Annotated in this window: 23 protein-coding genes; 11 read left to right on the top strand and 12 right to left on the bottom strand. The window is 58.6% G+C overall.

What is annotated here, in order from left to right; all coding sequences use genetic code 11:
• Positions 1-85: 85 nt before the first annotated feature.
• The 3 genes from ACO6TG_RS25615 to ACO6TG_RS25605 form a co-directional block, all read right to left on the bottom strand.
• Positions 86-1,180, bottom strand: a complete 1,095-nt coding sequence (locus ACO6TG_RS25615) for a M24 family metallopeptidase (RefSeq protein ID WP_422375786.1) — start codon at positions 1,178-1,180, stop codon at positions 86-88.
• Between the two features lie 238 nt (positions 1,181-1,418).
• Positions 1,419-3,005, bottom strand: coding sequence for an ABC transporter substrate-binding protein (locus ACO6TG_RS25610; RefSeq protein ID WP_422375785.1), 1,587 nt, complete (start codon positions 3,003-3,005; stop codon positions 1,419-1,421).
• 17 nt (positions 3,006-3,022) lie between these two features.
• Positions 3,023-3,685, bottom strand: coding sequence for a cupin domain-containing protein (locus ACO6TG_RS25605; protein WP_422375784.1), 663 nt, complete (start codon positions 3,683-3,685; stop codon positions 3,023-3,025).
• Between the two features lie 220 nt (positions 3,686-3,905).
• Between ACO6TG_RS25605 and ACO6TG_RS25600 the strand changes: the two genes are divergently transcribed.
• The 7 genes from ACO6TG_RS25600 to ACO6TG_RS25570 all read left to right on the top strand — a co-directional run bounded on the left by ACO6TG_RS25600 (position 3,906) and on the right by ACO6TG_RS25570 (position 11,451).
• Positions 3,906-4,982, top strand: coding sequence for an ABC transporter permease (locus ACO6TG_RS25600; protein ID WP_422375783.1), 1,077 nt, complete (start codon positions 3,906-3,908; stop codon positions 4,980-4,982).
• Positions 4,979-5,875 carry an ABC transporter permease gene (locus tag ACO6TG_RS25595; RefSeq protein WP_422375782.1) on the top strand — a complete coding sequence of 299 codons (897 nt, stop codon included), beginning with the start codon at positions 4,979-4,981 and terminating at the stop codon, positions 5,873-5,875. The genes ACO6TG_RS25600 and ACO6TG_RS25595 overlap by 4 nt, the downstream gene beginning before the upstream one ends.
• Entirely contained in the window at positions 5,872-6,717 is an 846-nt protein-coding gene (locus ACO6TG_RS25590; RefSeq protein ID WP_422375781.1) for an ABC transporter ATP-binding protein, read from the top strand. The genes ACO6TG_RS25595 and ACO6TG_RS25590 overlap by 4 nt, the downstream gene beginning before the upstream one ends.
• Positions 6,714-7,466 (top strand): ABC transporter ATP-binding protein, encoded by a 753-nt coding sequence (locus tag ACO6TG_RS25585; protein WP_422375780.1) that lies wholly within the window; start codon positions 6,714-6,716, stop codon positions 7,464-7,466. Before ACO6TG_RS25590 ends, ACO6TG_RS25585 begins: the two co-directional genes overlap by 4 nt.
• A 15-nt stretch (positions 7,467-7,481) precedes the next feature.
• Positions 7,482-7,997 carry a GAF domain-containing protein gene (locus ACO6TG_RS25580; protein ID WP_422375779.1) on the top strand — a complete coding sequence of 172 codons (516 nt, stop codon included), beginning with the start codon at positions 7,482-7,484 and terminating at the stop codon, positions 7,995-7,997.
• 97 nt (positions 7,998-8,094) lie between these two features.
• Positions 8,095-9,954 (top strand): adenylate/guanylate cyclase domain-containing protein, encoded by a 1,860-nt coding sequence (locus ACO6TG_RS25575; protein ID WP_422375778.1) that lies wholly within the window; start codon positions 8,095-8,097, stop codon positions 9,952-9,954.
• Positions 9,955-10,413: 459 nt separating this feature from the next.
• The gene (locus ACO6TG_RS25570) at positions 10,414-11,451 is read left to right on the top strand and encodes a glucosaminidase domain-containing protein (RefSeq protein ID WP_422375777.1); all 1,038 of its coding nucleotides are present in this window, start codon (positions 10,414-10,416) and stop codon (positions 11,449-11,451) included.
• Between the two features lie 372 nt (positions 11,452-11,823).
• Here ACO6TG_RS25570 and ACO6TG_RS25565 read toward each other — a convergent pair whose 3' ends face one another.
• Complete coding sequence (locus ACO6TG_RS25565; RefSeq protein WP_422375776.1) at positions 11,824-12,195, bottom strand: VOC family protein; 372 nt, start codon at positions 12,193-12,195, stop codon at positions 11,824-11,826.
• 70 nt (positions 12,196-12,265) lie between these two features.
• Entirely contained in the window at positions 12,266-12,652 is a 387-nt protein-coding gene (locus ACO6TG_RS25560) for a DUF805 domain-containing protein (protein ID WP_422375775.1), read from the bottom strand.
• An 86-nt stretch (positions 12,653-12,738) separates the two neighbouring features.
• Here ACO6TG_RS25560 and ACO6TG_RS25555 point away from each other — a divergent pair, with 86 nt between their 5' ends.
• On the top strand, positions 12,739-12,912 hold the full coding sequence (locus tag ACO6TG_RS25555) for a hypothetical protein (protein WP_422375774.1): 174 nt from the start codon (positions 12,739-12,741) through the stop codon (positions 12,910-12,912).
• A gap of 42 nt (positions 12,913-12,954) precedes the next feature.
• On the opposite strand, the gene ACO6TG_RS25550 is transcribed toward ACO6TG_RS25555, so the two are convergent.
• Complete coding sequence (locus ACO6TG_RS25550; RefSeq protein WP_422375773.1) at positions 12,955-13,158, bottom strand: hypothetical protein; 204 nt, start codon at positions 13,156-13,158, stop codon at positions 12,955-12,957.
• 266 nt (positions 13,159-13,424) lie between these two features.
• On the opposite strand from ACO6TG_RS25550, the gene ACO6TG_RS25545 reads away from it, so the two are divergent.
• The 3 genes from ACO6TG_RS25545 to ACO6TG_RS25535 all read left to right on the top strand — a co-directional run bounded on the left by ACO6TG_RS25545 (position 13,425) and on the right by ACO6TG_RS25535 (position 17,324).
• On the top strand, positions 13,425-14,660 hold the full coding sequence (locus ACO6TG_RS25545) for a cytochrome P450 (RefSeq protein ID WP_422375772.1): 1,236 nt from the start codon (positions 13,425-13,427) through the stop codon (positions 14,658-14,660).
• Positions 14,661-14,727: 67 nt separating this feature from the next.
• The gene (locus tag ACO6TG_RS25540) at positions 14,728-15,924 is read left to right on the top strand and encodes a glycerophosphodiester phosphodiesterase family protein (RefSeq protein WP_422375771.1); all 1,197 of its coding nucleotides are present in this window, start codon (positions 14,728-14,730) and stop codon (positions 15,922-15,924) included.
• An 83-nt stretch (positions 15,925-16,007) separates the two neighbouring features.
• Positions 16,008-17,324 (top strand): hypothetical protein, encoded by a 1,317-nt coding sequence (locus ACO6TG_RS25535; RefSeq protein WP_422375770.1) that lies wholly within the window; start codon positions 16,008-16,010, stop codon positions 17,322-17,324.
• Positions 17,325-17,343: 19 nt separating this feature from the next.
• Here the strand turns inward: ACO6TG_RS25535 and ACO6TG_RS25530 are convergent, their stop codons facing one another.
• From ACO6TG_RS25530 to ACO6TG_RS25505, 6 genes are all read right to left on the bottom strand, one after another.
• A complete protein-coding gene (locus ACO6TG_RS25530) occupies positions 17,344-17,916 on the bottom strand; it encodes a MerR family transcriptional regulator (RefSeq protein ID WP_422375769.1) in 573 nt (190 codons plus the stop codon).
• A 9-nt stretch (positions 17,917-17,925) separates the two neighbouring features.
• On the bottom strand, positions 17,926-18,240 hold the full coding sequence (locus tag ACO6TG_RS25525) for an integration host factor subunit alpha (protein ID WP_023003819.1): 315 nt from the start codon (positions 18,238-18,240) through the stop codon (positions 17,926-17,928).
• Between the two features lie 143 nt (positions 18,241-18,383).
• Positions 18,384-19,361, bottom strand: coding sequence for a beta-ketoacyl-ACP synthase III (locus tag ACO6TG_RS25520; RefSeq protein ID WP_422375768.1), 978 nt, complete (start codon positions 19,359-19,361; stop codon positions 18,384-18,386).
• Positions 19,358-20,422, bottom strand: a complete 1,065-nt coding sequence (gene plsX / locus ACO6TG_RS25515) for a phosphate acyltransferase PlsX (RefSeq protein ID WP_094070145.1) — start codon at positions 20,420-20,422, stop codon at positions 19,358-19,360. The genes ACO6TG_RS25520 and plsX overlap by 4 nt, the downstream gene beginning before the upstream one ends.
• A 219-nt stretch (positions 20,423-20,641) precedes the next feature.
• Positions 20,642-21,220 (bottom strand): YceD family protein, encoded by a 579-nt coding sequence (locus ACO6TG_RS25510; RefSeq protein ID WP_422375767.1) that lies wholly within the window; start codon positions 21,218-21,220, stop codon positions 20,642-20,644.
• 46 nt (positions 21,221-21,266) lie between these two features.
• Positions 21,267-21,815, bottom strand: coding sequence for a ubiquinol-cytochrome C chaperone family protein (locus ACO6TG_RS25505; protein WP_422375766.1), 549 nt, complete (start codon positions 21,813-21,815; stop codon positions 21,267-21,269).
• Positions 21,816-21,824: the final 9 nt, after the last annotated feature.

Raw genomic sequence — 21,824 nt, 5'->3', positions numbered from 1 at the left:
ATCCGATGTGCTGCTATGCGCTTGAAAAAAACGCCTGGAACGTGCAGTTGACCTTCCAGACGCTATAAAGCCTTTGGCATTTGACTTAACGCACAACAGCTGCCCGCGGCATGTCCGAGAGAATTTCAGGCCCGTCTTCGCGCAGGATAACAATGTCTTCCAGGCGCAGGCCGAACTTGCCGGGAAGATATATGCCCGGCTCGATGGAATAGACCATGCCCTCGTCCAGCACTGTTTCGGAGGTCGCGGTCAGGTAGGGCGGTTCGTGAATGTCGATGCCCATGCCGTGGCCGGTCCGGTGGGAAAAGCGGTCGCCGTACCCGGCTGCTGCGATCACATCGCGCGCGGCCTTGTCGATCTCCCTGGCGGCGACACCCGGTCTGGATGCCGCAAGCGCCGCCTGGACGGCACGTTCGACAATGCCATGGATTTCCAGAAACTCGGCGGTCGGTTCGCCAAAAAAGCCAACCCGCGTCATATCGGATGGATAGCCGTCCAGTCGGCCGCCCGCGTCGATCAGAACCGCGTCCCCCGCCTTCAGCCGGGTGTCACCGGTGTGGTGATGGGGAAAGGCGCCATTGCCACCGAAACAGACGCTGGTGAAGACCGGAACAGCGCCGGCCTTTTTGTAAACGTCGCGGATCACGGCCGCGACTTCCAGCTCGGTGATGCCGTCTTTCAAGGCCTCGAAACCGGCTTGAATGGCCCGGTCATTGAGAACGGCGCTTGCCTTTAGAAGCCGGTATTCCGCGTCATCCTTGCGAGCACGGAGGAAGCCGACCGTATCCTCGGTAAAGCGCCGGGACGCTCCCGGCAACGCGTCGAGCAGCAAAAGCGCAAAATCGGTGCGCATTGTCTCGTCGAGCACAACGTTCGGTGCCTGTGGCAGCCCTGATGCCTGAAGAAGGCTTTGCAGCGCCGCATCCGGACCATCATCGTCGGCCCAGGGGAAGAACGGCAGGCCGGTGTTCTGGCGACTGCTGTCGACATTGAGCGCCGGCATCAGGAAACCGGCATGGGACTTCGACACGAGCAGCATCACCGGACGCTCGTCGCCATGCGGATCCACCCCGCTCATATAATACATGTGGCTGGAAGGGCCGAGCGCAACGAGATCCGTTCCGGTCTCGGTCATGCGCTGGCGAAGCGCGGCAAGGCGCTGGTCATGAAGGGCAGACATCAATGGGCTCCGTGGGAGATGCGCCTCAGCGCCAGGACAGTTCGATTGGTCGCATCACGCTCAATACACACCGCGCGATGATCCGGAACCGGGAAGCTCTTTCAGACTGCGGTGATGGGTCACCTTCAGAACGTCCCGGTCCCGGTGCGCGCTTCGATTGGCCTGGAGGAAGGACACGAAGAAGCTGCGCCTTGAAGAGGCCGCCCCGCGGGCGGGACGGCCTGTGGCCTATAGACCCTCAGTTCTTGCTGACAAGGCGGTAGTAGACAAAGTCGGAGGTGGCGCCGTTGACGTAACCCTCGACCTTCTTGTCCATCGCCACCTGGTAGGCCGCCTGGAACATGATCACGATCGGTGACTTGGCCTGAACGCGCTTCTGCAGTTCGACATACATGGCGTTGCGCTTGTCCGGGTCGCTTTCGGCAAGCGCTGCCTTGGTCATGTCGTTCATTTCCTCCGGCACCGCCCAGGCGTTCCGCCATGTGGTGGTGGCCTGGTAATTGTCGTCGGAGTTGTCGCTGTTATAGGCGAAGGCCTTGGCGTTGGAATGCGGGTCCATGAAGTCGGGGCCCCAGTAGAGCAGCATGGCTTCGTGGCTGCGTTCCCGATACTTCGTGATCACCTGCGAGCCGGTGCCCGGAATGATGTCGAAGTTGATCCCGGCCTCGGCAAAACTCGCCTGCAGCGACTGTGCCATGTCGGTGAACGGCGCGGCGTTGATGACATCCAGCGTCACCGTCACCGGTGTTTCCACACCCGCATCAGCCAGGATCTGCTTGGCCTTTTCCGGGTCGTAGCTATAGGGCGTTTCGTCATAGGAGCCCGGGAAACCCTTGGGCCAGAACGCCTGGTGCACCTCCATCTGACCTTTCAGAAAACTGTCGGTCATGCCTTCGTAATTGACAAGATAACGCGCTGCATCCCAGACAGCCTCCGGCTGGAGGGGTGCCTGCTTCTGGTTGAAGGACAGAAAGTGGACGGCGGCCTGGGGGAAGGTTTCCACCTTGATCGCGTCACCGTCCATGCCGGCAATTTGGTCAGGTGTCAGGTTGCGCGCCAGATCGATATCACCTGACTGGAGCAGAAGCTGCTGGGTTGCCGCTTCGGCCACATGGCGGATGATGACACCGTCAACCTTCGGAGCGCCCTTGAAATAGTCGCCAAAGGACTTGAACCGGACCAGTTCGCCCGGGCGGTAGGACTGAAGCTCGAACGGTCCGGAGCCGGCCGAATTGGCGTTCAGCCACGCATTGCCCATGTCGCCATCGGTCTCGTTGGCCATCACGGTCTTCTCGTCGACGATGGACGCCGGGCGGGAGGCCAGGACATTGAGCGCGAAGGCAGGCGAGAAATCGCCTTCATATTTGACGGTCACCGTGTTGCCGTCGGTGGTCACCATGTCCTCGACATTGTCCGGCGTCCAGCCGAGCTGCGCCAGAATGAAGGCCGGGGTCAGGTTGAGCTTGATCACCCGGGCAAAGGAAAAAACAACATCTTCGGCACGCACCGGATTGCCGGAATGGAAGGTCGCCCCTTCGCGCAGCGTGAAAGTGATTGTCTTGGCATCCGCATCGGCCTGCCACGCGCTGGCAAGGCCCGGCGCCAGGACGGTCGGGTCTTCGGCGTCATATTGTACCAGCCGGTCATAGACGTTGGTCACCAGTTCGCCGGACGAAAATTCATAGGCCTGGGCCGGGTCAATGGCGACGATGTCGTCAATGTTCTGTGCCACCACGAGCAGGTTGTCCGGGGTCGCGGCGATCGCCTGCGGCGCCATCGGCAGCGCCAGAGCGGCTGCCAGAAGCGCGGTCCTCAAGAGCTTCATGTCTTCGTCTCCATCTGTCAGGGGTTGGGTTTTTTGTTGTTGTTCTGATCGTCGTACTTGTCCGGCGACACCAGCTCGATGCGGCTGGTCTTGTCGTCGCCGGCATTCAAGATGGTCAGGGTTCCGGTCCACAGGATCTTTGCCGGGGTCTCGTTCGGGTTGGACCAGGCATGGGGTGTATTGCCGCGGTAATGCAGGCTGTCGCCCGCCTTCATCACCATCGCTTCGCCGTCCAGGAACTGGGTGATGGAGCCTTCCAGTATATAGATCAGCTCCTCGCCTTCATGGCTCACGGTTTCCGAGGCGTAGCCGGGTGGCACGGTCAACAGAAAAGACGAGAGCTCGCTGCCCGGAAACTCGGTGGCCAGGCGCTCATAACTGACCGTGGAGCCCGAAATGGAAAAGCGCGGCCGGGTCTCGGACCTCGTCAGGGCATCCTGCGCACGCGGCTGGGCCACGAAATAGTCCAGTCCGACTCCCAGTGCCTTGGCAATGCCGGCGAGCGACCCAAGGGTCGGCGTAGCATGGTCGCGCTCGACCTGGCTGAGATAACCAACAGACAGAGCCGACGCGTCGCCGAGCTGCTGCAAGGTCAGACCGAGCTGCTTGCGGCGGGCACGGATCAGAGAGCCGACCCGGGTTTCCGCTTCGCTGACCGGGCGTGCCGTCGAGCTGTTCAAAGATTTTTACTCCCATCAAAATTTTTTTGATGAAAGCAGATTTTTTTGTATGCTCCAAGAACTTTTTAGATGGCTTTTACAAATCGAGCCTCACTCGCTTGATGAAAAAGCACTTAAGTTCAATGGACTAGACTCTTCTTCTCCAAAGTTGAGTCATGTGGGCGGGGACACGCAGTGACACGGTCAGTCAGACAGAAAGTTGAGTTCGTACGGGGGCACCATGACCTTTGAACCCGTCGAAAGCGCCGCGGAAGCCAGAGGTGATCAACTGAGCGACCGGGTATTCGGCAACCTCGCCGCCCTCGCCCGTTTTCTGCTTGTCACGCTCGGGACATTTCTTGGGCTTCTGGCCATCACCTTCTTCATTGGCCGGGTAGTGCCCATTGACCCGGTCCTGGCCGTTGTCGGTGACCGCGCCTCCAACGAGGTCTATGAAGCCGCCCGCCAGGCGATGGGGCTCGACCGGCCGTTGGCGCTGCAATTCATCGGTTATGTCGGCGATGTCTTTACCGGCAATCTCGGCATGTCGATCTCCACCGGCCGCCCGGTTGCCGAGGACCTTGCCCGCGTCTTCCCCGCGACCCTTGAAATGGCAACCATCGGCATACTGATCGGGGTCTGTCTCGGTGTGCCGATGGGGGTCTTTGCCGCCACGCATCAAGGCACCTGGATCGACCAGCTGATCCGGGTTCTCGGGCTGTTGGGGTATTCAGTTCCCGCCTTCTGGCTTGGCCTGGTTGGCCTCGCCGTCTTTTACGCCGGCCTTGGCTGGGTCGCCGGTCCGGGCCGCGTCGATATCTTCTATGAAGGCATCGTTGATCCGGTGACCGGGCTGTACCTGGTGGACAGCCTGCTTGCCCGGGAGACGGAGATCTTCTGGAACGCGCTGGACCACCTGCTTCTGCCAGCCTCGATCCTCGGTTTTTTCAGCCTTGCCTATATTGCCCGCATGACCCGGTCCTTCATGCTCGACCAGCTGGCCCAGGAATATGTGACCACGGCGCGGGTGAAGGGGGTTCCGGAGCGAAGAGTCATCTGGCGCCACGCGTTTTATCCGATCCGCATCCAGCTGATCACCGTGATCGGCCTGTCCTATGCGGCGCTGCTGGAAGGCTCGGTGATGATCGAAACGGTGTTTTCCTGGCCCGGCATCGGCAATTACCTGACCAGTGCGCTTCTGACGGCGGACATGAACGCCGTGCTCGGGGCAACGCTGGTAATCGGTTCCGTCTTCATCCTGATCAACAAGATTTCCGACGTGCTTTACCGCATTCTCGATCCGAGGGCCCGCACATGATCGCCTGGCTTCTCGACGACAGCCCGACCTCCCGTCTTCAGGCAACGCTCGGCCGCACCTGGCGTGCCTTCACTGCGCTGATGCGCAACCCGCTGGCCGTTGTCGGCGCGCTTATCCTGCTTGTGCTGGTCATCATGGCCGTGTTTGCGCCGTGGATCGCGCCCTATTCGCCGGTTGGACAGGATCTTGCCAACCGGCTCATGCCTCCCTCTTCCACCCATCTGATGGGCACCGACGAGCTCGGACGGGATATTTTTTCCCGGGTTGTTTACGGCGCCCGGATCACGCTTCTGATCGTCACCCTGGTGGCCGTGATCGCCGCCCCGCTCGGCCTGATTATCGGTGCCGTCTCGGGTTATTTTGGCGGCTGGACCGACCGGATCCTGATGGGCATCACCGACATTTTCCTCTCCATGCCCAAGCTGATCCTGGCGCTCGCCTTTGTCGCCGCGCTCGGCCCCGGCATTGAAAACGCGATCATCGCCATCGCGATCACGGCCTGGCCGGTCTATGCCCGCATCGCCCGCGCCGAGACCCTCACCTTCCGGGATGCGGAGTTCATTGCCGCGGTCAGGCTCCAGGGCGCCTCGTCGATGCGCGTGATCCTGCGCCACGTGCTGCCGCTCTGTGCCTCTTCCACGATTGTCCGGGTGACGCTCGACATGGCCGGCATCATCCTGACCGCCGCCGGTCTCGGCTTTCTCGGCCTCGGCGCTCAGCCGCCCCTGCCGGAATGGGGGGCGATGATCTCGCGCGGGCGAACCTTCATTCTCGATCAGTGGTGGGTTGCGACCATGCCGGGCTTTGCCATCATTCTCGTTTCCCTCGGTTTCTGCTTCCTGGGTGACGGCTTGCGCGATGTGCTGGATCCGAAACAGGGAGACAAGTCATGAGCGCGCCCCTTCTTGACGTGGACGGCCTCACCGTCACCTTCCCGACCGCGCAGGGACCTGTCGACGTGGTCAAGGGCATCTCCTTTTCGCTTGGGCGCGAACGGCTCGGCATCGTTGGCGAATCCGGCTCCGGCAAGTCCATGACAGGCCGGTCGATCCTGCGACTCATCCGCAAACCAGGCAAGGTCCGGGCCAGACGTCTGCAGTTTGACGGGCTCGACCTGCTGCAACAGAGCGAGAGGCAGATGCGGCACCTGCGTGGTGCCCGGATCTCTATGGTCATGCAGGACCCGAAATTCTCGTTGAACCCGGTCATGACGATCGGCGACCAGATCGCCGAAGCGCTGGTCACGCACAAGTACCTTCTGCGCAAAGATCTGAAGTCCCGTGTTCTGGCGATGCTGGAGGCCGTGCGCATTCACGATCCGGAACGCGTCGCCAAGCTCTATCCGCATGAAGTTTCGGGTGGCATGGGCCAGCGGGTGATGATTGCCATGATGTTGATCCCGGAACCGGACCTGCTGATCGCCGACGAACCGACCTCCGCGCTCGACGTCTCTGTTCAAGCGCAAGTGCTGGACATTATCGATGATCTCGTCACCGGCAAGGGCATGGGGCTGATCCTGATCAGCCATGACCTCAATCTGGTTGCGCGCTATTGCGACCGTATTCTGGTGATGAACAGCGGCGAAATCGTCGAGGAATGCGAAGCCGGTGCCCTGCACGAGGCCAGTCATCCCTATACACGCGGTCTTTTGGCCGCCATGCCGCGGATGAACGAAACGCGGGCGGAGCTGCCCGTGCTTGACCGCAGCAGCTGGACCACAGAGGCCGGAACATGAGCAACAGCGCCCTTTCCCTAAACAACCTTTCGGTCAGCTATGGCAGCACGCGCGTCGTGCATGAAGTGTCCTTTGACGTCGCCCAGGGCGAAAGCTTCGCGCTGGTCGGCGAATCCGGTTCCGGCAAATCCACGATCCTGAAAGCGATTTCGGGGCTGGCACCGGACTGGACGGGCAACTTGTCCGTCTTTGGTGCAGCACGCGGCCACGCGCCGGACATCGCCTTTGCAGAAACCTGCCAGATGGTGTTCCAGGACCCTTACGGCTCATTGCATCCCCGAAAAACGGTCGACAGCTGCCTTGCAGAACCCCTCGCCATTCACGGCATCGGCGGGCGTGACAAGCGCGTCAGGGAAATGCTCGATGCCGTCGGCCTCGACCAGCGTTTCCGGTTTCGTTTTCCCCACCAGCTCTCCGGCGGTCAGCGGCAGCGCGTTGCCATTGCCAGAGCCCTGATGCTGGAACCGCGCCTTCTGCTGCTCGACGAACCGACGTCGGCGCTGGACGTTTCGGTTCAGGCCGAAATTCTCAATCTTCTGAAAAAGCTGCGCCGAGATCAGGGCCTCACCTATCTGCTGGTGACCCACAACCTGCCCGTCGTCTCTTTCCTCTGCGACCGCCTGGCGGTGATGCGCCACGGGCGGATCGTGGAGATTGCGGATGTCGAGAGCCTGAAAACCGGCAGGCTTGCCGATGCGTATTCTCAAGAACTTTTTGCCGCCAGCGGCGGTGCCCTTCAACCTGCCTGATCATCTGAGACTTTCATGACCGATTTCAGCGGCCCACTGGCCGAATTCGACCGCGCTCTTTCGAAAGCCGAAACCGCTGGTGCGGCGTTCGACGCTCTTTTCGCTCTCACCCGCGTAACGGTTGGCGTCAAGCTTTTCACCTTCATGCGTGTTGACATGGCGAACGAACTCGCCTGCCGTTCCTACACCTCCCACCCGGAAGCCTATCCGGTCTCCGGCACCAAACCTATTACCTATGACGCCTGGTTCAACCAGGTGCATGGCGAGAAAAAAATGTTCGTCGCCAACACCCTGACGGATATTTCTCAGGTGTTTCCCGATTACGAACTGATCGGTCAGCTGGGCTGCGGCTCGGTCATCAACTTGCCGGTGGTGCTCGAAGATACGCTGGTCGGCACGGTCAATCTGCTGCATGAAGAGCACTATTACACGCCCGAACGGATCGCCCTTGCCGAGGCGCTGTTGCCCGTTCCGGCGAAAGCCACTTATCTGGTGAGCCACTCTCAGGAAAGACCCGCGCTCTCCGCCTGATCCGAAAACCTTTCTCGCAGTTGCCAAGCGCCTGCTTGTTCAATAGCTTTCCCGTCACAACAAACGCCAAAATCTGTCTCGGGGGAGCTGACTGGAGGTGAATATACGCCGATCCAGATTTCCGATCACGTTGAGCCTTTTTGCAGTGACGCTCGGCGTGGCGCTGGCACTCGCTGCCACGATCATTTCCTATACCCATTATTCCAACCGCGCCGCAGCCCTGACGGCGGGTCGAGAGCTGATGGAACGCTCAGCCGAAGTGATCCGGCTGCAGACCGCCTCGCTGATTGCGCCGATCAACTCCATCGCCGACTATTCCGGCGACTGGCTGGATGTGGATGCTGTTCCAAAGGCAAGCGGCCACCCGGCGCGCAAACGCATGATTTCCTTTGTCTCGGTCATGCCGCAGATCGCGAATATCTATATCGGTTACCAGGACGGCAGCAGCTACCTGATCGGTGCCGCCCGCACCCGTTCAAAAGAAGACCTTGAAGCTCTGGAAGCGCCGGAAGGCACCTTTCTGCTGGAACAGATCATTCTGCGCGGCGGCCGGGACAGACCGATCCGCTACGACCGGTTTCTGGATGAAAACGGCGACACGCTGGCAACAACCAGCACTTACGAGATCGACTATGACCCGCGCGAACGCCCCTGGTTCAAGGCAGCTTCTGAGGTCAATCACGTCACCCGCACCGACGTCTACCTGTTTGCGGGGACCGGCAAGCCGGGTCTGACGGTCAGCAAGCGCTATGCAAAAGGTGTTGTCGGAGTTGACCTGACGCTCGACGATCTCGACCTTTTCTTGAATTCCGAACCGCAGGCCAAGGAAGGTGTCCTGACAATCATCAGTCAGGACGGCCTGCTGCTGGCCAATTCCTCGGAAAACGAAAATGTCGACCGGAGCGAATGGCGGGCGGCGATCGAGGCCCTGCAGAAACAGGTTCTGAGCCCGGATCAGGACACAGTTGATACCATCGACGTCAACGGCCAGATGTGGATCACCCATCTGTCCAAGATCGAACTGGGCGCGAACAAGCTGGAAAACCTTGCCATCGCCCTGCCGCTTTCCGCCGTTGTCGGCGAGTTGACCCGCGCCTCCCAGCGCACGATCGCTGTGTCCGTTCTGATCGCCTTGTGCAGCATCCCGCTGATCTGGCTGGTCTCGCGCTCGCTGTCACGTCCCTTACAGGTACTTGCCGACGGCACGCGCCGCATCCGGGAATTTGATCTGGAAAAACCCTTCCCTCATGAATCCGTCGTCGATGAGATCTACAAGCTGGAGGGCGCTCTCGATCAGATGCGTACCTCGCTGCAGACATTCGGTCGCTATGTGCCGAAGGCTTTGGTCCGCCGGATGATCGAGCGCCGCGAAGTGCCGGAACCGGGCGGCGACAAGCGTGACATCACGGTCCTCTTCATGGACCTGGAGAATTTCACCGCCATGTCCTCTCATCTCGAGCCGGAAGAAGTCATGCGGCGCATGTCCCGCTATTTCGAGATCGTTACGCAGACGCTTCTCGATCACGACGCCACAATCGACAAATATATCGGCGATGCGGTGATGGCCTTCTGGAATGCGCCGAACCAGGTGGAAGATCACGCGGCCAAGGCCTGCGAAGCCGCCCTTGCGGTGATAGCCGCCAGCAAGGCCGAGACAGATTCCTGGAACACCGGAGACATCCCTCCGGTCAGAACCCGCATCGGCCTCCACTGCGGCGACGCCATTGTCGGCAACGTCGGCAGTTCGGACAGGCTGAACTACACGGCCCTTGGTGACACCGTCAATCTCGCCTCACGGCTGGAAGGCGCGAACAGGGAGCTTAAGACGAGTATTCTGGTGAGCGAGGATCTGGCAAGGCGTGTTGAAGGCCGGTTCAGCGTTCGCTCGGTAGGAGATACCGATGTGAAGGGATATGCAGCGCCGGTGAAAGTGTTTGAACTGGTGGCGGGAGAATAACTCTAAAAAGGAGAGCGCTCAAAACACGATCCAACACACCGGCACGGCGTCATCGCAAGAAGCCGTTGGAATAATGGTCGTGCAAGGCCAGTCGCACTTAGCGTTCCGCCATCCTCACCAATAACAAACTGATCTGGTCCCACCTGTCGTGCAAACTCGAAGGCCGCCTGGTTTGCAAAGCGAAATGGTTTGATGGCGCACCAATCAGCATCGGTGAAGGCTGTCACAAAAGACGGCAAAGCAAGCCAGAATTCGAAACGCAGTTCCTATGCGCCGAACAAGTAGCACCAGGAACACCCAAAAATTCACTTCGAAAAACAATTGCAACCCAATGACCTGAAATTCATTCAGTACAACTCGAGCCAGTTTTTAGGTAGAATGAAACCGCGGTTTCAATTCTCGGCCTTTAACCAGAATAGTATTGCGCACGATTTGAACATGAAAAAGTGGAGAATTTCCATGTCTCTCTGGCACGATCTTATCCGTAAATACGCCACACATTCCATTGATGCACCAGATCTTAAAATTGTAACTTTGGCGCAATGGGCGTTGGAATCCGGTTTCGGCACCAGCGCACTGGCAACCGATCATCTGAACTTTGGCGGCTTAAAATTCCGTGCCAGGGTAAATCGCGATCGGCCGCTCGCCGAACCCGTTGACTACATGGCCCATGACGGGTTGGACACCTATTGCGCTTTTGCCAGCCTTGAAGACTTCATCGACGGGTATTGGGCATTCATCGACAATGGCAGCTTCTACGATGGGTGGCGTGCCTTTGCCGAAGATCCGTCGGGTTATATTGGCCACCTAAAGGCCGGCGGCTATGCCGGCGACCCAAATTACGTCGCAAAAGTGCTTGGGGTAGTCCCGCGCATTCGGAAAGAGATCAACGACTTAGGTCTGAGTGCAGTCCTTGAGGCAGATGACGCCTTGTCAGCAACCAAGAAACGGGTCGCAGTCCTCATTGGCCACAACTCGAAGTCGCAAGGCGCTTATTCAGATGACATGCAAGTCTCCGAATGGGTCTACAACAAACGCGTTTATGCCAAGATGGCGGCGCTACAAGGCGAATATGGCATCGAACTCAAACAGTTTTTCCGGAACAAGTCTTCAAGCTATTCGAAAGAGATCGCGGATGCCTACAGCGCTATCGACGCTTGGTCGCCCGAGATCATCGTCGAACTTCATTTCAATTCTGGTGGTGGTCACGGGTCCGAAATGCTGTATTGGCACACTTCGGCAAGTGGCAAGGCGCTGGCCTCTGCCGTTCAGAATGCTGTTGTCGAGGCCCTGGGTCGCCCCAGCCGCGGCCTGAAACCGCGCAAGGATGGCGAACGCGGATCGACATCGCTCCAGGCATCTATCCATCCGACAATTCTCACCGAACCCTTCTTCGGAGACAGTGCCGGCGATACCGCCCGGATGCTTGCGCTAGGCGAGGAGCCTCTGGCCCGGGCATACTTGATCGGCCTGCGCGACTATCTCGAAGACGCATGAAGCCGCAGTGGTGTTGACTATCGCCCGGCTCGCGAGGATACGAGCCGGGTGATCTCCGGTTCAAACGGCACCGTTGGACACATAGGCAAGCTCGACAGGCTCCAAGAGATTTTCCGGCACAAACGCCTGGCAAACTGTTTCAAGTCCAGTCAGTTTTTGCCGCACTACGAAGTGCAGTTTTGGCCACGCTCTATAGCCACCAGAAGTCGGGTCACGATCCAGTTCTCAGCTTTGCCAAACACGCATTTCGACTGTAGGCAGAAAGAAAGATCATCCCGACTTCCAATGCTGGCACTTCGGCAGCATCATTGGACCAGCTGCAGTTTTCGGTCTGCCGCTGAAACTGGATGACACTGTTTATGAAAAAGTCGCCTAGTCGTCCGGCAACTCTCCCTCCGGTGGCTGCCAGAGTTCAACCGCGTTTCCCTCCGGATCGAGAAAGCGGAAAAACCGTCCATAAGCTTCATCGTCGTAGCCCAGTTCCGTCACGCCGTCCGATCTCAGACTTACCATCAGGCTGTCCAGATCGGACACGCGGAAATTGATCATGAAGCGGTTCTCGGCCGGTCCGAAATAGGATGTCTCCGACTTGAAGGCTGCAACAACGGATGGACCGGCATTCTGGTGCAGCCAGGTGCCCAGATTGATGTCGAAATGTTTCTTGTAAAAGGCAGCTTGCCGGTCGGGGTCGCTGCTTTTGAAGAAAACCCCGCCGATGCCGTCGACCTTGGATGTGTTTTCCATGACCATCTGCTCCTGACTTTGTTTGCAGACACTCAAAGCGGGCAAGCGTTTCCCAGCCTGACCATTGGGCCTAGGAAAACACCTCCGCAACGGGCCGCTGCCCTCCTGGCACAAACAGAAGCACCAGAAGAAAAACAAGGTTGGCGATCGGCACATAGGACAAGAGGGCAAAATAGCGCGACCAGCCAATGTCCTGTAGCCGCATGATCTGAAAGCGCAGGTTCATGAGGCCAATAACGATGCCCAGAACAAGCATGATGATCGCTCCGGCAGCGCTCTCGGCCAGCAGTGTCGAGGTCAGCAGCACCAAGCCGGTTCCGGCGACGATCAAGACCAGCAATCGCACGAAGTACCCCATTCGGTTCAAAAACGTGTCCCGCGAGGTCGTGAAAAAAGCCACAACAAACAACAGAATTGGCAGAACAAGAATGAAGATCTGCCAGATTGAAATGCCCATACGCCGCCCCGTAAACATACTTGAAGTTGAGGCTCAACTCTTAGCTACTATTGTAGATCCTGACAAGCACACCGGAAAGGCCTGCCATGGACGCTCTTGCTCAAGCACTTTTGAACCTGGATGAATTTGAGCTCGCCAATGTAGCACGCGCGATCCAGGAGATGGTGATCGACGAAGACGGCACGCGGCACAAGACAAGCTATGTTGCGGAAGCCCTGATCGAGTGGGCGAACGAGGTGGAATCCGATTTCGGTATATAGGCAGGCGTTGGAATTAGAGACTGTTTGACACCGATGGTGCCCTCAGGCCGCCTTCTGCTTGGCCTGTTGCACCCGGCCGATGAAATCCGACAACCAGGCGATATCCTTCAGATAGACTTCCATGCTGAGTGAGGCCAGATCCATGAGAAGCGCTTGCGGGTCCGGATTGTCGAAACCGGTGTCCCGCAGAAACGTCTGATACTCGTCATGGAACGCCTTGGGCACCCGCATTTCGGCCTCACGCACTCTTCGTTCTGTTCAGTTTGTGCAAGCAAGGCCCCCGCGCCCCGCATTCAGGAAGTGTTAAGAATTTCGACCGCCGCGCGGTATCGTCAGAACTGTCATTTCCTCACTATCCCCAGAACCCGGCTCGCCCGGCTTTGGATAACTGGCCCGCCAGGCCACTATTCCGCCGACAAACGCCGCTTTCCGCTTGCACTTGGCTGCCGAAATCCCCGACCCTGCCAAGAATCACAATTCTACCCCATCGCCCGTCACGCCAAGAGCCCCGCATGAGCCCGTCCACAGACCTTTCCTTCCAGCCCCTCACGGACGCCTTCGCCCAGGATCCGCATCCCTTTTATGACGCCCTCAGGGCCAGGGATGGTCTGACCTGGTTCGAGGAATTTGATGTTTGGCTGGCTGCACGCTTCGACGATGTCACGGAAATCGTGCAACACGACAAGATGGTCCGCTCGCTCGATCACATCGCAACCGCTGACGAAATTGCCGAGCAGAAACGGGCGCAGAACTGGCACGACATGCCGCATCATTCCCGCTTCGTTCAGTTTTCCCTGCTCGACAGCGACGGCGCGGTTCATGATCGGCTGCGCAAACAGGTGTTCAAGCTGTTCACACCGGTCATGGTCGGCAAGTTGCGTGACGACATCCAGGCCTATGTCGACCGGCTGTTCGAAGAGCTTTCGGGCCGGGATGAGATCGATTTTGTCGAGGACCTTGCCGCTCATGTGCCGGGCCACATCATCGGCCGGGTCCTCGGCGTTCCGGATGAAGACTGCCCGCAGCTGCGGGTCTGGTCGGAGAACATTGTCCAGTTTTTCGACATCGACCGCTCGGACGAGCGCAAGGAACTTGCCGAAACCAACACAACCGAGTTCTACCACTACCTGCTGGAGCTGAAGGCCGCCCGGGCAGCCGATCCGAAGGACGATCTTCTGTCACTGATGATCGAGGCAGAACGTGTCGGCCAGATGAGCCATGACGAGTTCATTTCCACTGCCATGCTGATCCTGATGGCCGGGCATGGATCGACCATCGATGTGCTTGGCAGCGGCATGCACGCGCTGTTGAAATTCCCGGATGAAATGCAGCGCCTGCGGAACGACCAGAGCCTGATGAAAACCGCCGTCCAGGAAATGTTCCGCTACGAGTCCCCCCTGCCCTTTTTCCACCGGTACTGTACGGAAGATGTCGAGATCTGCGGCCAGACCTATCCAAGCGGCACCAAGTTCGGTGTGCTTTATGGTTCCGCCAACCGCGATCCGAAGCAGTTTCCGGACGCAGACCGCTTCGATGTCGGCCGCACACCCAACTGGCACATCGCCTTTGGCCGCGGTGCCCATTTCTGCCTCGGCAATCATCTGGCGCGGCTCGACATGGACATCATTTTTTCCACGCTGTTGAAGCGCTACAAGTCGATCGAACTGTCAGAGCCAGAAGTGCGCTACAAGCGCGGTCTCTCGGTAAGAGGTCCTGAAGCGCTGAAGATCAGATGGTCACCCGTATAAAGTCCCTTGCGGTAAAGCGCTTCGCGTCTAGTTATTCCCTCATCCTTTCTTACTCGATGGTAGCCCCATGAAATTCCCCCTTGCCCTCGCCCTCTTCGCCAGCTTCAACCTTGCCGTCCCGGCGGCAGCCACAGCCGACATCGGCCCCCGGCCCGGCTGGCTTGTGAGCCAAATGGAGGATGGACCACTCAAGGAAAAGCTCCAGGCCTGTCTCGGAAATCCGGTCGAACCGACGCTGTTTTCCATCGCCCACCGAGGTGCACCGCTTCAGTTTCCCGAACACACGGAAGAAGGCTATCGCGCAGCCGCAGTAATGGGTGCTGGCATCCAGGAATGCGATGTGACCTTCACCGCCGATAAGGAACTGGTTTGCCGCCACTCCCAGAACGATCTGCATACGACTACCAACATCCTGGCGACGGACCTTGCCGGCAAATGCACCAGTGGCTTCACCCCCGCGAGCGGCGATCAGCCGGCGTCCGCAGAATGCCGGACGTCAGACCTCACCCTTGCCGAGTTCAAAAGGTTGCGCGGCAAGATGGACAGCGCAAACAAAAAGGCCGAAACGGTGGAGGCCTATATGGACGGCACCGCGCCCTGGCGGACCGAACTCTACGGCGCAGCCGGCACGCTACTGACCCACAAGGAGAGCATTGCTCTTTTCAAGGATCTTGGTGCGAAATTCACGCCGGAACTGAAGGCGCCGAAGGTGGCAATGCCCTATGACGGTTTCTCCCAGCAGGACTATGCCCAGAAGCTGATCGATGAGTACAAGGAAGCTGGCATTCCGCCGGAAGATGTGTTTGCCCAGTCCTTCAATCTTCAGGACGTACTCTACTGGATCGAAAACGAGCCGGAGTTCGGCAAGCAGGCGGTTTATCTCGACGCCCGCCGTGACCTGAACCCGCTCGATCCGTCGACCTTCTCTCCGTCCATGGAAGAGCTGAAAAAGATGGGTGTGAATTACATCGCCCCGCCGCTCTTCGTCCTGTTGACGCTGGAAGACGGCAAGATCGTGCCCTCCCCCTATGCCAGGGAAGCCAGGAAGGCCGGTCTCGACCTGATCACCTGGACACTGGAACGGTCCGGTCCGCTCAATTCCGGTGGTGGCTGGTACTATCAGACCGTCGGGAAAGCGATCGACAGCGACGGCAAAATGCTGGAAGTCGTCGATGTTCTGGCGCAGGATGTGGGCGTCAAAGGCATATTCTCCGACTGGCCGGCGACCACCAGTTTCTATGCGTCCTGCCTAGGGCTTGATTGAGTGCATGACGGGCCTGCCGCAACCAGTCCTTTACGATTGGAAGCTAGGGTTGGCCCATCATCTCTTTCTCTCCGGTACCGGTTTTGAAAACGCATCCCCTCCGCAGCGTCGATTGCCAGCTTCTCTTTGAAGACTACGCGCCACTTGACGGCGACACCCTCAAGACGCTCATTCAGAAAACCGTCGAGCAGTGCCAGGCGACCAACATGACTTTCGGGCTGTCGCCAAGCAGCACCGATACCGACATCTATGCGGTGCTGGGCGATCTGCAGATCATGGTGACGCAAAGCATTCCGCTTGAAAACAAGGCGCATCTGGATTTGGCAAGCCGTGACTACACGGTTCAGAATGTCTTTCCGGATGCGCAGAAGACCATTGAAGGCTGTCGGGCGGTGACGACGATCTCCGTGCGCAAGGGCCTGTTCGGACCGGATAACCTGCCTGACGGTCTGAAGGAGATGGTGGGCGAGGACTTCAATGCTTTTCGCGACAGCCGCATAACCGCCTTTGCCATGGGCCTGGTCAAGGTCCTGGCGGTTCAGATCGCCCTGAAAACAAGGTGCGAAGGCGTATTCTGGGCCTCCAACGGGTATCTGTTGCCTGCACAGCGCTTTTGTGAACTTGCGATCCAGGACGAACCAACCTTACTCTACATCCGGCCGCACCTCTATTCTCCCTTGCAGAGCGTCTCAGACCAGAGAACATTCGGGATGGTCGCCTCGGGAGCCGAACACCTCATCGGCTATCGAGTCAATTTCGAACCGGGCAACATCCCGCCCTCGTACATGGTCGAAAACCTGATGTATTTTGTGGCCTTTTGCTTCCGGCGAAAGGAGGTCCTTCCCGATGGAGACGTTTTCGGCAAGAACCAGGGAGAAAAGGTCAGAATTGCCTACGAGGCCACGGCAGATGGCGAACCGGACCGCATCGTCCTGAGTGTTCAGGAAAGTGCCGAGCTGGGCATTGACGGCGACAAGAGGCCAACAATTTACCACGAATACAATGAGGACGGCGAGCGGCAGTCCTCAAGCGTTTCCAATGTCGATGTTAGCAATCTGGATCCTAACGATCCGGTGGATGCCGCGATATTGGAGCGCCTATCGGAGCTGGACAGCGCAGAACCTGCCGATGAGGAGGAAACTGGGGCTTTGTCGGACCAACCCGAAGCACCTACTTCACAAGAGCCCGGTTTTGCAGCTCAGGCGCAGATACCGGATCCGGAGGTCGACCAAGACGGACCGGTCTCGACGCCCCCCTCCAAGCCAGCGCCCCCGCGCATGTCCATGGAAGAACTCAGAAGCTTTGCCCTGAGAGCCCAGGTGTCTCAAGCTGGACCAGACCCCAAACCTGAGAGCCGCAGTTTTCTGACACGATTTATCAAGCGCAAACCGAAAGGCTGATCTGACAAGCGCGATGCCATCAGCGCGCCTGATCTAGCGTGCGCTTGCATTCCAGCAGCTCGAACAGGGTCGCCTGAAGTCGGCGGATATCCTCTTTGGACACTGCAGAATTCGACGGGGCCGAGCCTGGAACGGGCTTTTCTCCGCGCAGACGGCCAAGAATATTAAAGCCACCGGCATGACCCTGTTCCGCCGGATCCGGCGCATCGTCCGCCAGAACACCGTTCGGGAGAGGTTCTGCCGGTTGGCCTGGAACCAGTTGTACATCGGGAGTTGATTGTTCGGCTGGCGCTGTGGGCACCGCCTGCGCCTCCTCGTGCCGGACCTGCATCACGAAACGAGGGCCCTGCTCCTTCAAGATGCGCTGAACGCCCTTGATGGTGTAGCCTTCTCCATACAGCAAGTGGCGAATGCCTTTCAGAAGCTCGACATCGTCCGGCCGGTAATATCTCCGGCCACCGCCGCGCTTCAACGGCTTGATCTGCGAGAAACGCGTCTCCCAGAAGCGCAGCACATGCTGCGGCAGGTCCAGGTCTTCAGCGACCTCACTGATTGTGCGAAAGGCGTCTGGGCTTTTGTCCTGCGAGCTCATCCGGTCTTGTTATTTGCTGGCCTGTCCCGTCAGCGCATCATTGATACGCTGCTTCAATACATTTGATGGCTTGAACACCATCACGCGGCGCGGCGAAATCGGCACTTCCTCGCCTGTCTTCGGATTGCGGCCGATACGCTCCCCCTTGGAGCGAACCACAAATGACCCGAAGCTTGACAATTTTACCGATTCTCCGGTCACAAGACAGTCGGAAATTTCTGAAAGAACGCGCTCGACCAGTTCAGACGATTCAGTCCGGGACAGACCCACCTTCTGATAAACGGCCTCGCATAGATCTGCGCGGGTAATAGTCCGATTGCCCATAACCCCTCCTCAACGGCGCCAGCGATCTGGCTGATTTTGCAAGAGAACTCCGATGCAAGACCATACGGTACGGCCTTGAGGCAGGTCGGTCAACCGGAACTAGGCGTCCGATTAATATTTGTGACGAGGCGGAGGAGAGACCGTTACCAGCGCAGCAGCACGGAGCCCCATGTGAAACCGCCGCCCATCGCCTCCAGCATCAAAAGATCGTTCTTTTTGACACGTCCGTCTTTTACCGCAGTATCCAGCGCCAGCGGAATGGAAGCAGCCGACGTGTTGCCGTGGAGCTGCACGGTGGTCACCACTTTTTCAGGCACAATGCCGAGTTTCTTCGCGCTGGCATCGATGATGCGCTTGTTGGCCTGGTGCGGAATGAACCAGTCGAGATCCTCGGACGTGAAACCGGTGGCGTTGTACGCATCTTCGATCACGTCGGTGATCATGCCGACAGCATGTTTGAACACTTCCCGGCCTTCCATGCGCAGATGACCGACAGTCTGTGTGGCAGACGGGCCGCCATCGACGAAGAGCTTTTCCTTGTGACGGCCGTCCGAGCGCAGATGAGACGTCAGAATACCACGGTCGGAATTGCTGCCATCGGCCTCGACGGCTTCGACAACAACCGCACCGGCGCCATCCCCGAACAGAACGCAAGTCGTCCTGTCGGTCCAGTCAAGAATGCGGCTGAAGGTTTCAGCCCCAATCACAAGACAGCGCTTGGAGAGACCGGCACGAATATAGGCGTCGGCCGTGGTCAGCGCATAGACGAACCCGGAACAGACGGCATGTACGTCGAACGCAGCGCCGTGATGGATACCAAGGCGGGCCTGTACGGTGACAGCCGTTGCGGGAAAGGTATTGTCGGGCGTTGCTGTTGCCAGGATGATCGTATCAATGTCCTGGGCATCCCTGCCCGCAGCCGACAACGCGCGTTCTGCAGCAGCCAATGCCAGGTCCGAGGTGACTTCACCTTCGGCTGCAACATGACGCTGCTTGATGCCGGTGCGCTGAACGATCCATTCGTCAGACGTATCGACCATCTTGGCGAGGTCGTTGTTGGTCAGGACTTTTTCCGGCAGATAGCTTCCGCAGCCGGTTACTGTTGAACGGATTACGCTCACAAATCACCTTCCGATGTCGGCGCGGCTTCAGCGAAGCGGCCACGATGATAATGCACAAGATCCTGGGCGATCTTGTGAGTCAGTTCGTTCTTGACCATGTCATAGGCCAGATCGATTGCGGAGGCATAACCTTCCGCATCCGTCCCGCCGTGACTCTTGATCACAATGCCGTTCAGTCCCAGGAACACGCCGCCATTGACCTTGCGCGGGTCCATTTTCTCGCGCAGCAGATCAAATGCGCCCTTGGCGAAGAGATAGCCGATGCGGGACATAAAGGTGCGATTCATGGCCGAACGCAAGTAACTGCCGATCTGTTTCGCCGTGCCTTCGGCGGTTTTCAGCGCGATATTGCCGGCAAAGCCTTCAGTCACAACAACGTCGACCGTGCCTTTGCCCAGATCGTTGCCTTCCACGAAGCCTGCATAGTCCAGCGAGCGTAGCGGTGTTTCACGCAACAGGCGCCCCGCCGTACGGACCTCTTCCAGGCCTTTGACTTCTTCCACGCCGATATTCAACAGGCCGACACTCGGTCGCTGCACGCCAAACACGGCTCGTGCCATGGCGCCGCCCAGAATGGCAAAATCGATCAGTTGCTGCGCGTCCGCACCGATAGTGGCGCCGACATCGAGAACCACCGATTCACCGCGCATGGTCGGCCAGAGAGCGGCAATCGCCGGACGCTCAATATTGGCCATGGTGCGCAGGCAGAATTTCGACATGGCCATCAGCGCGCCCGTATTGCCGGCCGATACGGCAACGGAAGCCTCCCCGGTCTTGACCGCTTCAATGGAGCGCCACATGGAGGATCGCCAGCGGCCCTGCCGCAGGGCCTGGCTTGGCTTTGTGTCCATGGCGATCGACACGTCGCAATGGTGAAACGTGGAGGCGTCGCGAACGCGCGGATATTTCTCCAGCAGCGGAGCGATCACTTTCTCGTTGCCGTAGATCAGAAAGTGGATATCCGGGTGCCGGACGAGCGCAATTTCTGCGCCGGGTATGACGACTTCGGCTCCATTGTCGCCGCCCATAGCATCCAGGGAAATCGGAATTGTTTTCGCCATTTAGAAAGTCTTTTGACGTGTGATTACCAGGAACAGCACCGGACGGCGCCCCAAAGGAACTTGCCGGTTCGGCAAGAGCAGCTTCAAGAGAGCCAAGAACGGCGCGAACATAACGTTTTTGGCAGGGCTGACAACCGTTTTCCTGATCCATCCCGGTTCAAACGTTGAAAACCCCTTTGATTATGCCTGCTGCCGTTGCGACACATTAAGGCAAGGACATCAGGTTCCGCCTTCGGGTTTGTCCTTCAACGCCTGCAGTGCAGCAAAGGGAGACGGCTTTTCCGGCTCTTCTTCCACGACCTCGTCGTCGTCTGCGTCGCCCCCCTCAAAAGCGACCCCTTCGCGGCGCGGGAACGGATCAAGCGACAGCGCGAGTTCCTCGCAAATCACGGCTCCCAGATCGAGTACGCCATCAAGGATGACGTCGGGCGGGTCCAGTGATTCCAGATCGATCTCGATCTCGCCCTCATCGTTGAGATCGCGAATTTTCCGTGGCCGGGTGGAGTGAGGTTCAAATGTCCGGTCAACTTCCAGCTCCAACTCGCTGTCAAAGGGCTCCAGCGACACCACACAGGTCTGGCTGATCGTTGCCTTGATCGGCCCGACAACGCGCAGGCCTGCCTTGCGATAGGGTTTCAGCGTGAAATCCGCGGTCAGGGCATGGATGGCATTGAGATCGAAAGTGGAAGCTATTGCCGCTCTTGATGCCGCATCCGGCGCCACCGAGATCTTTTCGTCCTTGTCGACAACCTTGCTGGCATTCACTTTGAAGGAATAGGGAAACGTATCTGCTGTCATTGTTGTTCTTTCTTTTTGACTTGCCGGCTATCGGCCTTGAGATCGATCAGAAGGGCATCTCCTTGAAGCGCTCCGGATCCGGCCAGCTTATGTCTCCCTTGCGCAGCACGTCCGCTGTCTGGGCATCCAGGTCCTTTGCCGTCTGCAGCATATAGTGAGCCAGGCGCATCTGTGCGAGCGGCTCCGGTGCATCGGTGAAGATATTCCGGCCAAGCGCTTCGCTGAGTGCCTCCGCATCACCCTCGTCGATTGCCGGGATATAGGCATCCGCCCGGCCGTAAAAGGCCTCTCCCATCACCTTGACCTTCTTCGGGACGCGCGTGTCGCTGACACCCATTTCCCGCAGCGAGGCATCCATATCTTCGAAAAACAGGTCGAACACGGCCTGCGAGAATTCAGCGACGTCCTTGCCTTCACCGCGCAGACGCCTGAAGAACAGCACGGCGTGAACAATGATCAGGTCAAACCGGCCATCGATGGTATCCGGCACGAGAAAGTCGGTATAAAAGACCGGTTGCCGTGCTTGGGCCACGATTTCACAATAGACCCTGTGTTCGGCATCGCGGGACCGGCGGCGGAACAGGCCGAATATCATGGTGTCTCC

It is taken from the genome of Roseibium sp., from assembly GCF_965233565.1.
Lineage (GTDB): Bacteria > Pseudomonadota > Alphaproteobacteria > Rhizobiales > Stappiaceae > Roseibium.
This window is presented reverse-complemented; position numbering and strand designations above follow the sequence as displayed.

Coding starts and splice junctions, on each gene's coding strand:
- ACO6TG_RS25615 (WP_422375786.1), bottom strand. CDS start 1,180: ATGTCTGCCCTTCATGACCAGCGCCTTGCCGCGCTTCGCCAGCGCATG.
- ACO6TG_RS25610 (WP_422375785.1), bottom strand. CDS start 3,005: ATGAAGCTCTTGAGGACCGCGCTTCTGGCAGCCGCTCTGGCGCTGCCG.
- ACO6TG_RS25600 (WP_422375783.1), top strand. CDS start 3,906: ATGACCTTTGAACCCGTCGAAAGCGCCGCGGAAGCCAGAGGTGATCAA.
- ACO6TG_RS25595 (WP_422375782.1), top strand. CDS start 4,979: ATGATCGCCTGGCTTCTCGACGACAGCCCGACCTCCCGTCTTCAGGCA.
- ACO6TG_RS25590 (WP_422375781.1), top strand. CDS start 5,872: ATGAGCGCGCCCCTTCTTGACGTGGACGGCCTCACCGTCACCTTCCCG.
- ACO6TG_RS25585 (WP_422375780.1), top strand. CDS start 6,714: ATGAGCAACAGCGCCCTTTCCCTAAACAACCTTTCGGTCAGCTATGGC.
- ACO6TG_RS25580 (WP_422375779.1), top strand. CDS start 7,482: ATGACCGATTTCAGCGGCCCACTGGCCGAATTCGACCGCGCTCTTTCG.
- ACO6TG_RS25570 (WP_422375777.1), top strand. CDS start 10,414: ATGTCTCTCTGGCACGATCTTATCCGTAAATACGCCACACATTCCATT.
- ACO6TG_RS25565 (WP_422375776.1), bottom strand. CDS start 12,195: ATGGAAAACACATCCAAGGTCGACGGCATCGGCGGGGTTTTCTTCAAA.
- ACO6TG_RS25560 (WP_422375775.1), bottom strand. CDS start 12,652: ATGGGCATTTCAATCTGGCAGATCTTCATTCTTGTTCTGCCAATTCTG.
- ACO6TG_RS25555 (WP_422375774.1), top strand. CDS start 12,739: ATGGACGCTCTTGCTCAAGCACTTTTGAACCTGGATGAATTTGAGCTC.
- ACO6TG_RS25545 (WP_422375772.1), top strand. CDS start 13,425: ATGAGCCCGTCCACAGACCTTTCCTTCCAGCCCCTCACGGACGCCTTC.
- ACO6TG_RS25540 (WP_422375771.1), top strand. CDS start 14,728: ATGAAATTCCCCCTTGCCCTCGCCCTCTTCGCCAGCTTCAACCTTGCC.
- ACO6TG_RS25530 (WP_422375769.1), bottom strand. CDS start 17,916: ATGAGCTCGCAGGACAAAAGCCCAGACGCCTTTCGCACAATCAGTGAG.
- ACO6TG_RS25525 (WP_023003819.1), bottom strand. CDS start 18,240: ATGGGCAATCGGACTATTACCCGCGCAGATCTATGCGAGGCCGTTTAT.
- plsX (WP_094070145.1), bottom strand. CDS start 20,422: ATGGCGAAAACAATTCCGATTTCCCTGGATGCTATGGGCGGCGACAAT.
- ACO6TG_RS25510 (WP_422375767.1), bottom strand. CDS start 21,220: ATGACAGCAGATACGTTTCCCTATTCCTTCAAAGTGAATGCCAGCAAG.
- ACO6TG_RS25505 (WP_422375766.1), bottom strand. CDS start 21,815: ATGATATTCGGCCTGTTCCGCCGCCGGTCCCGCGATGCCGAACACAGG.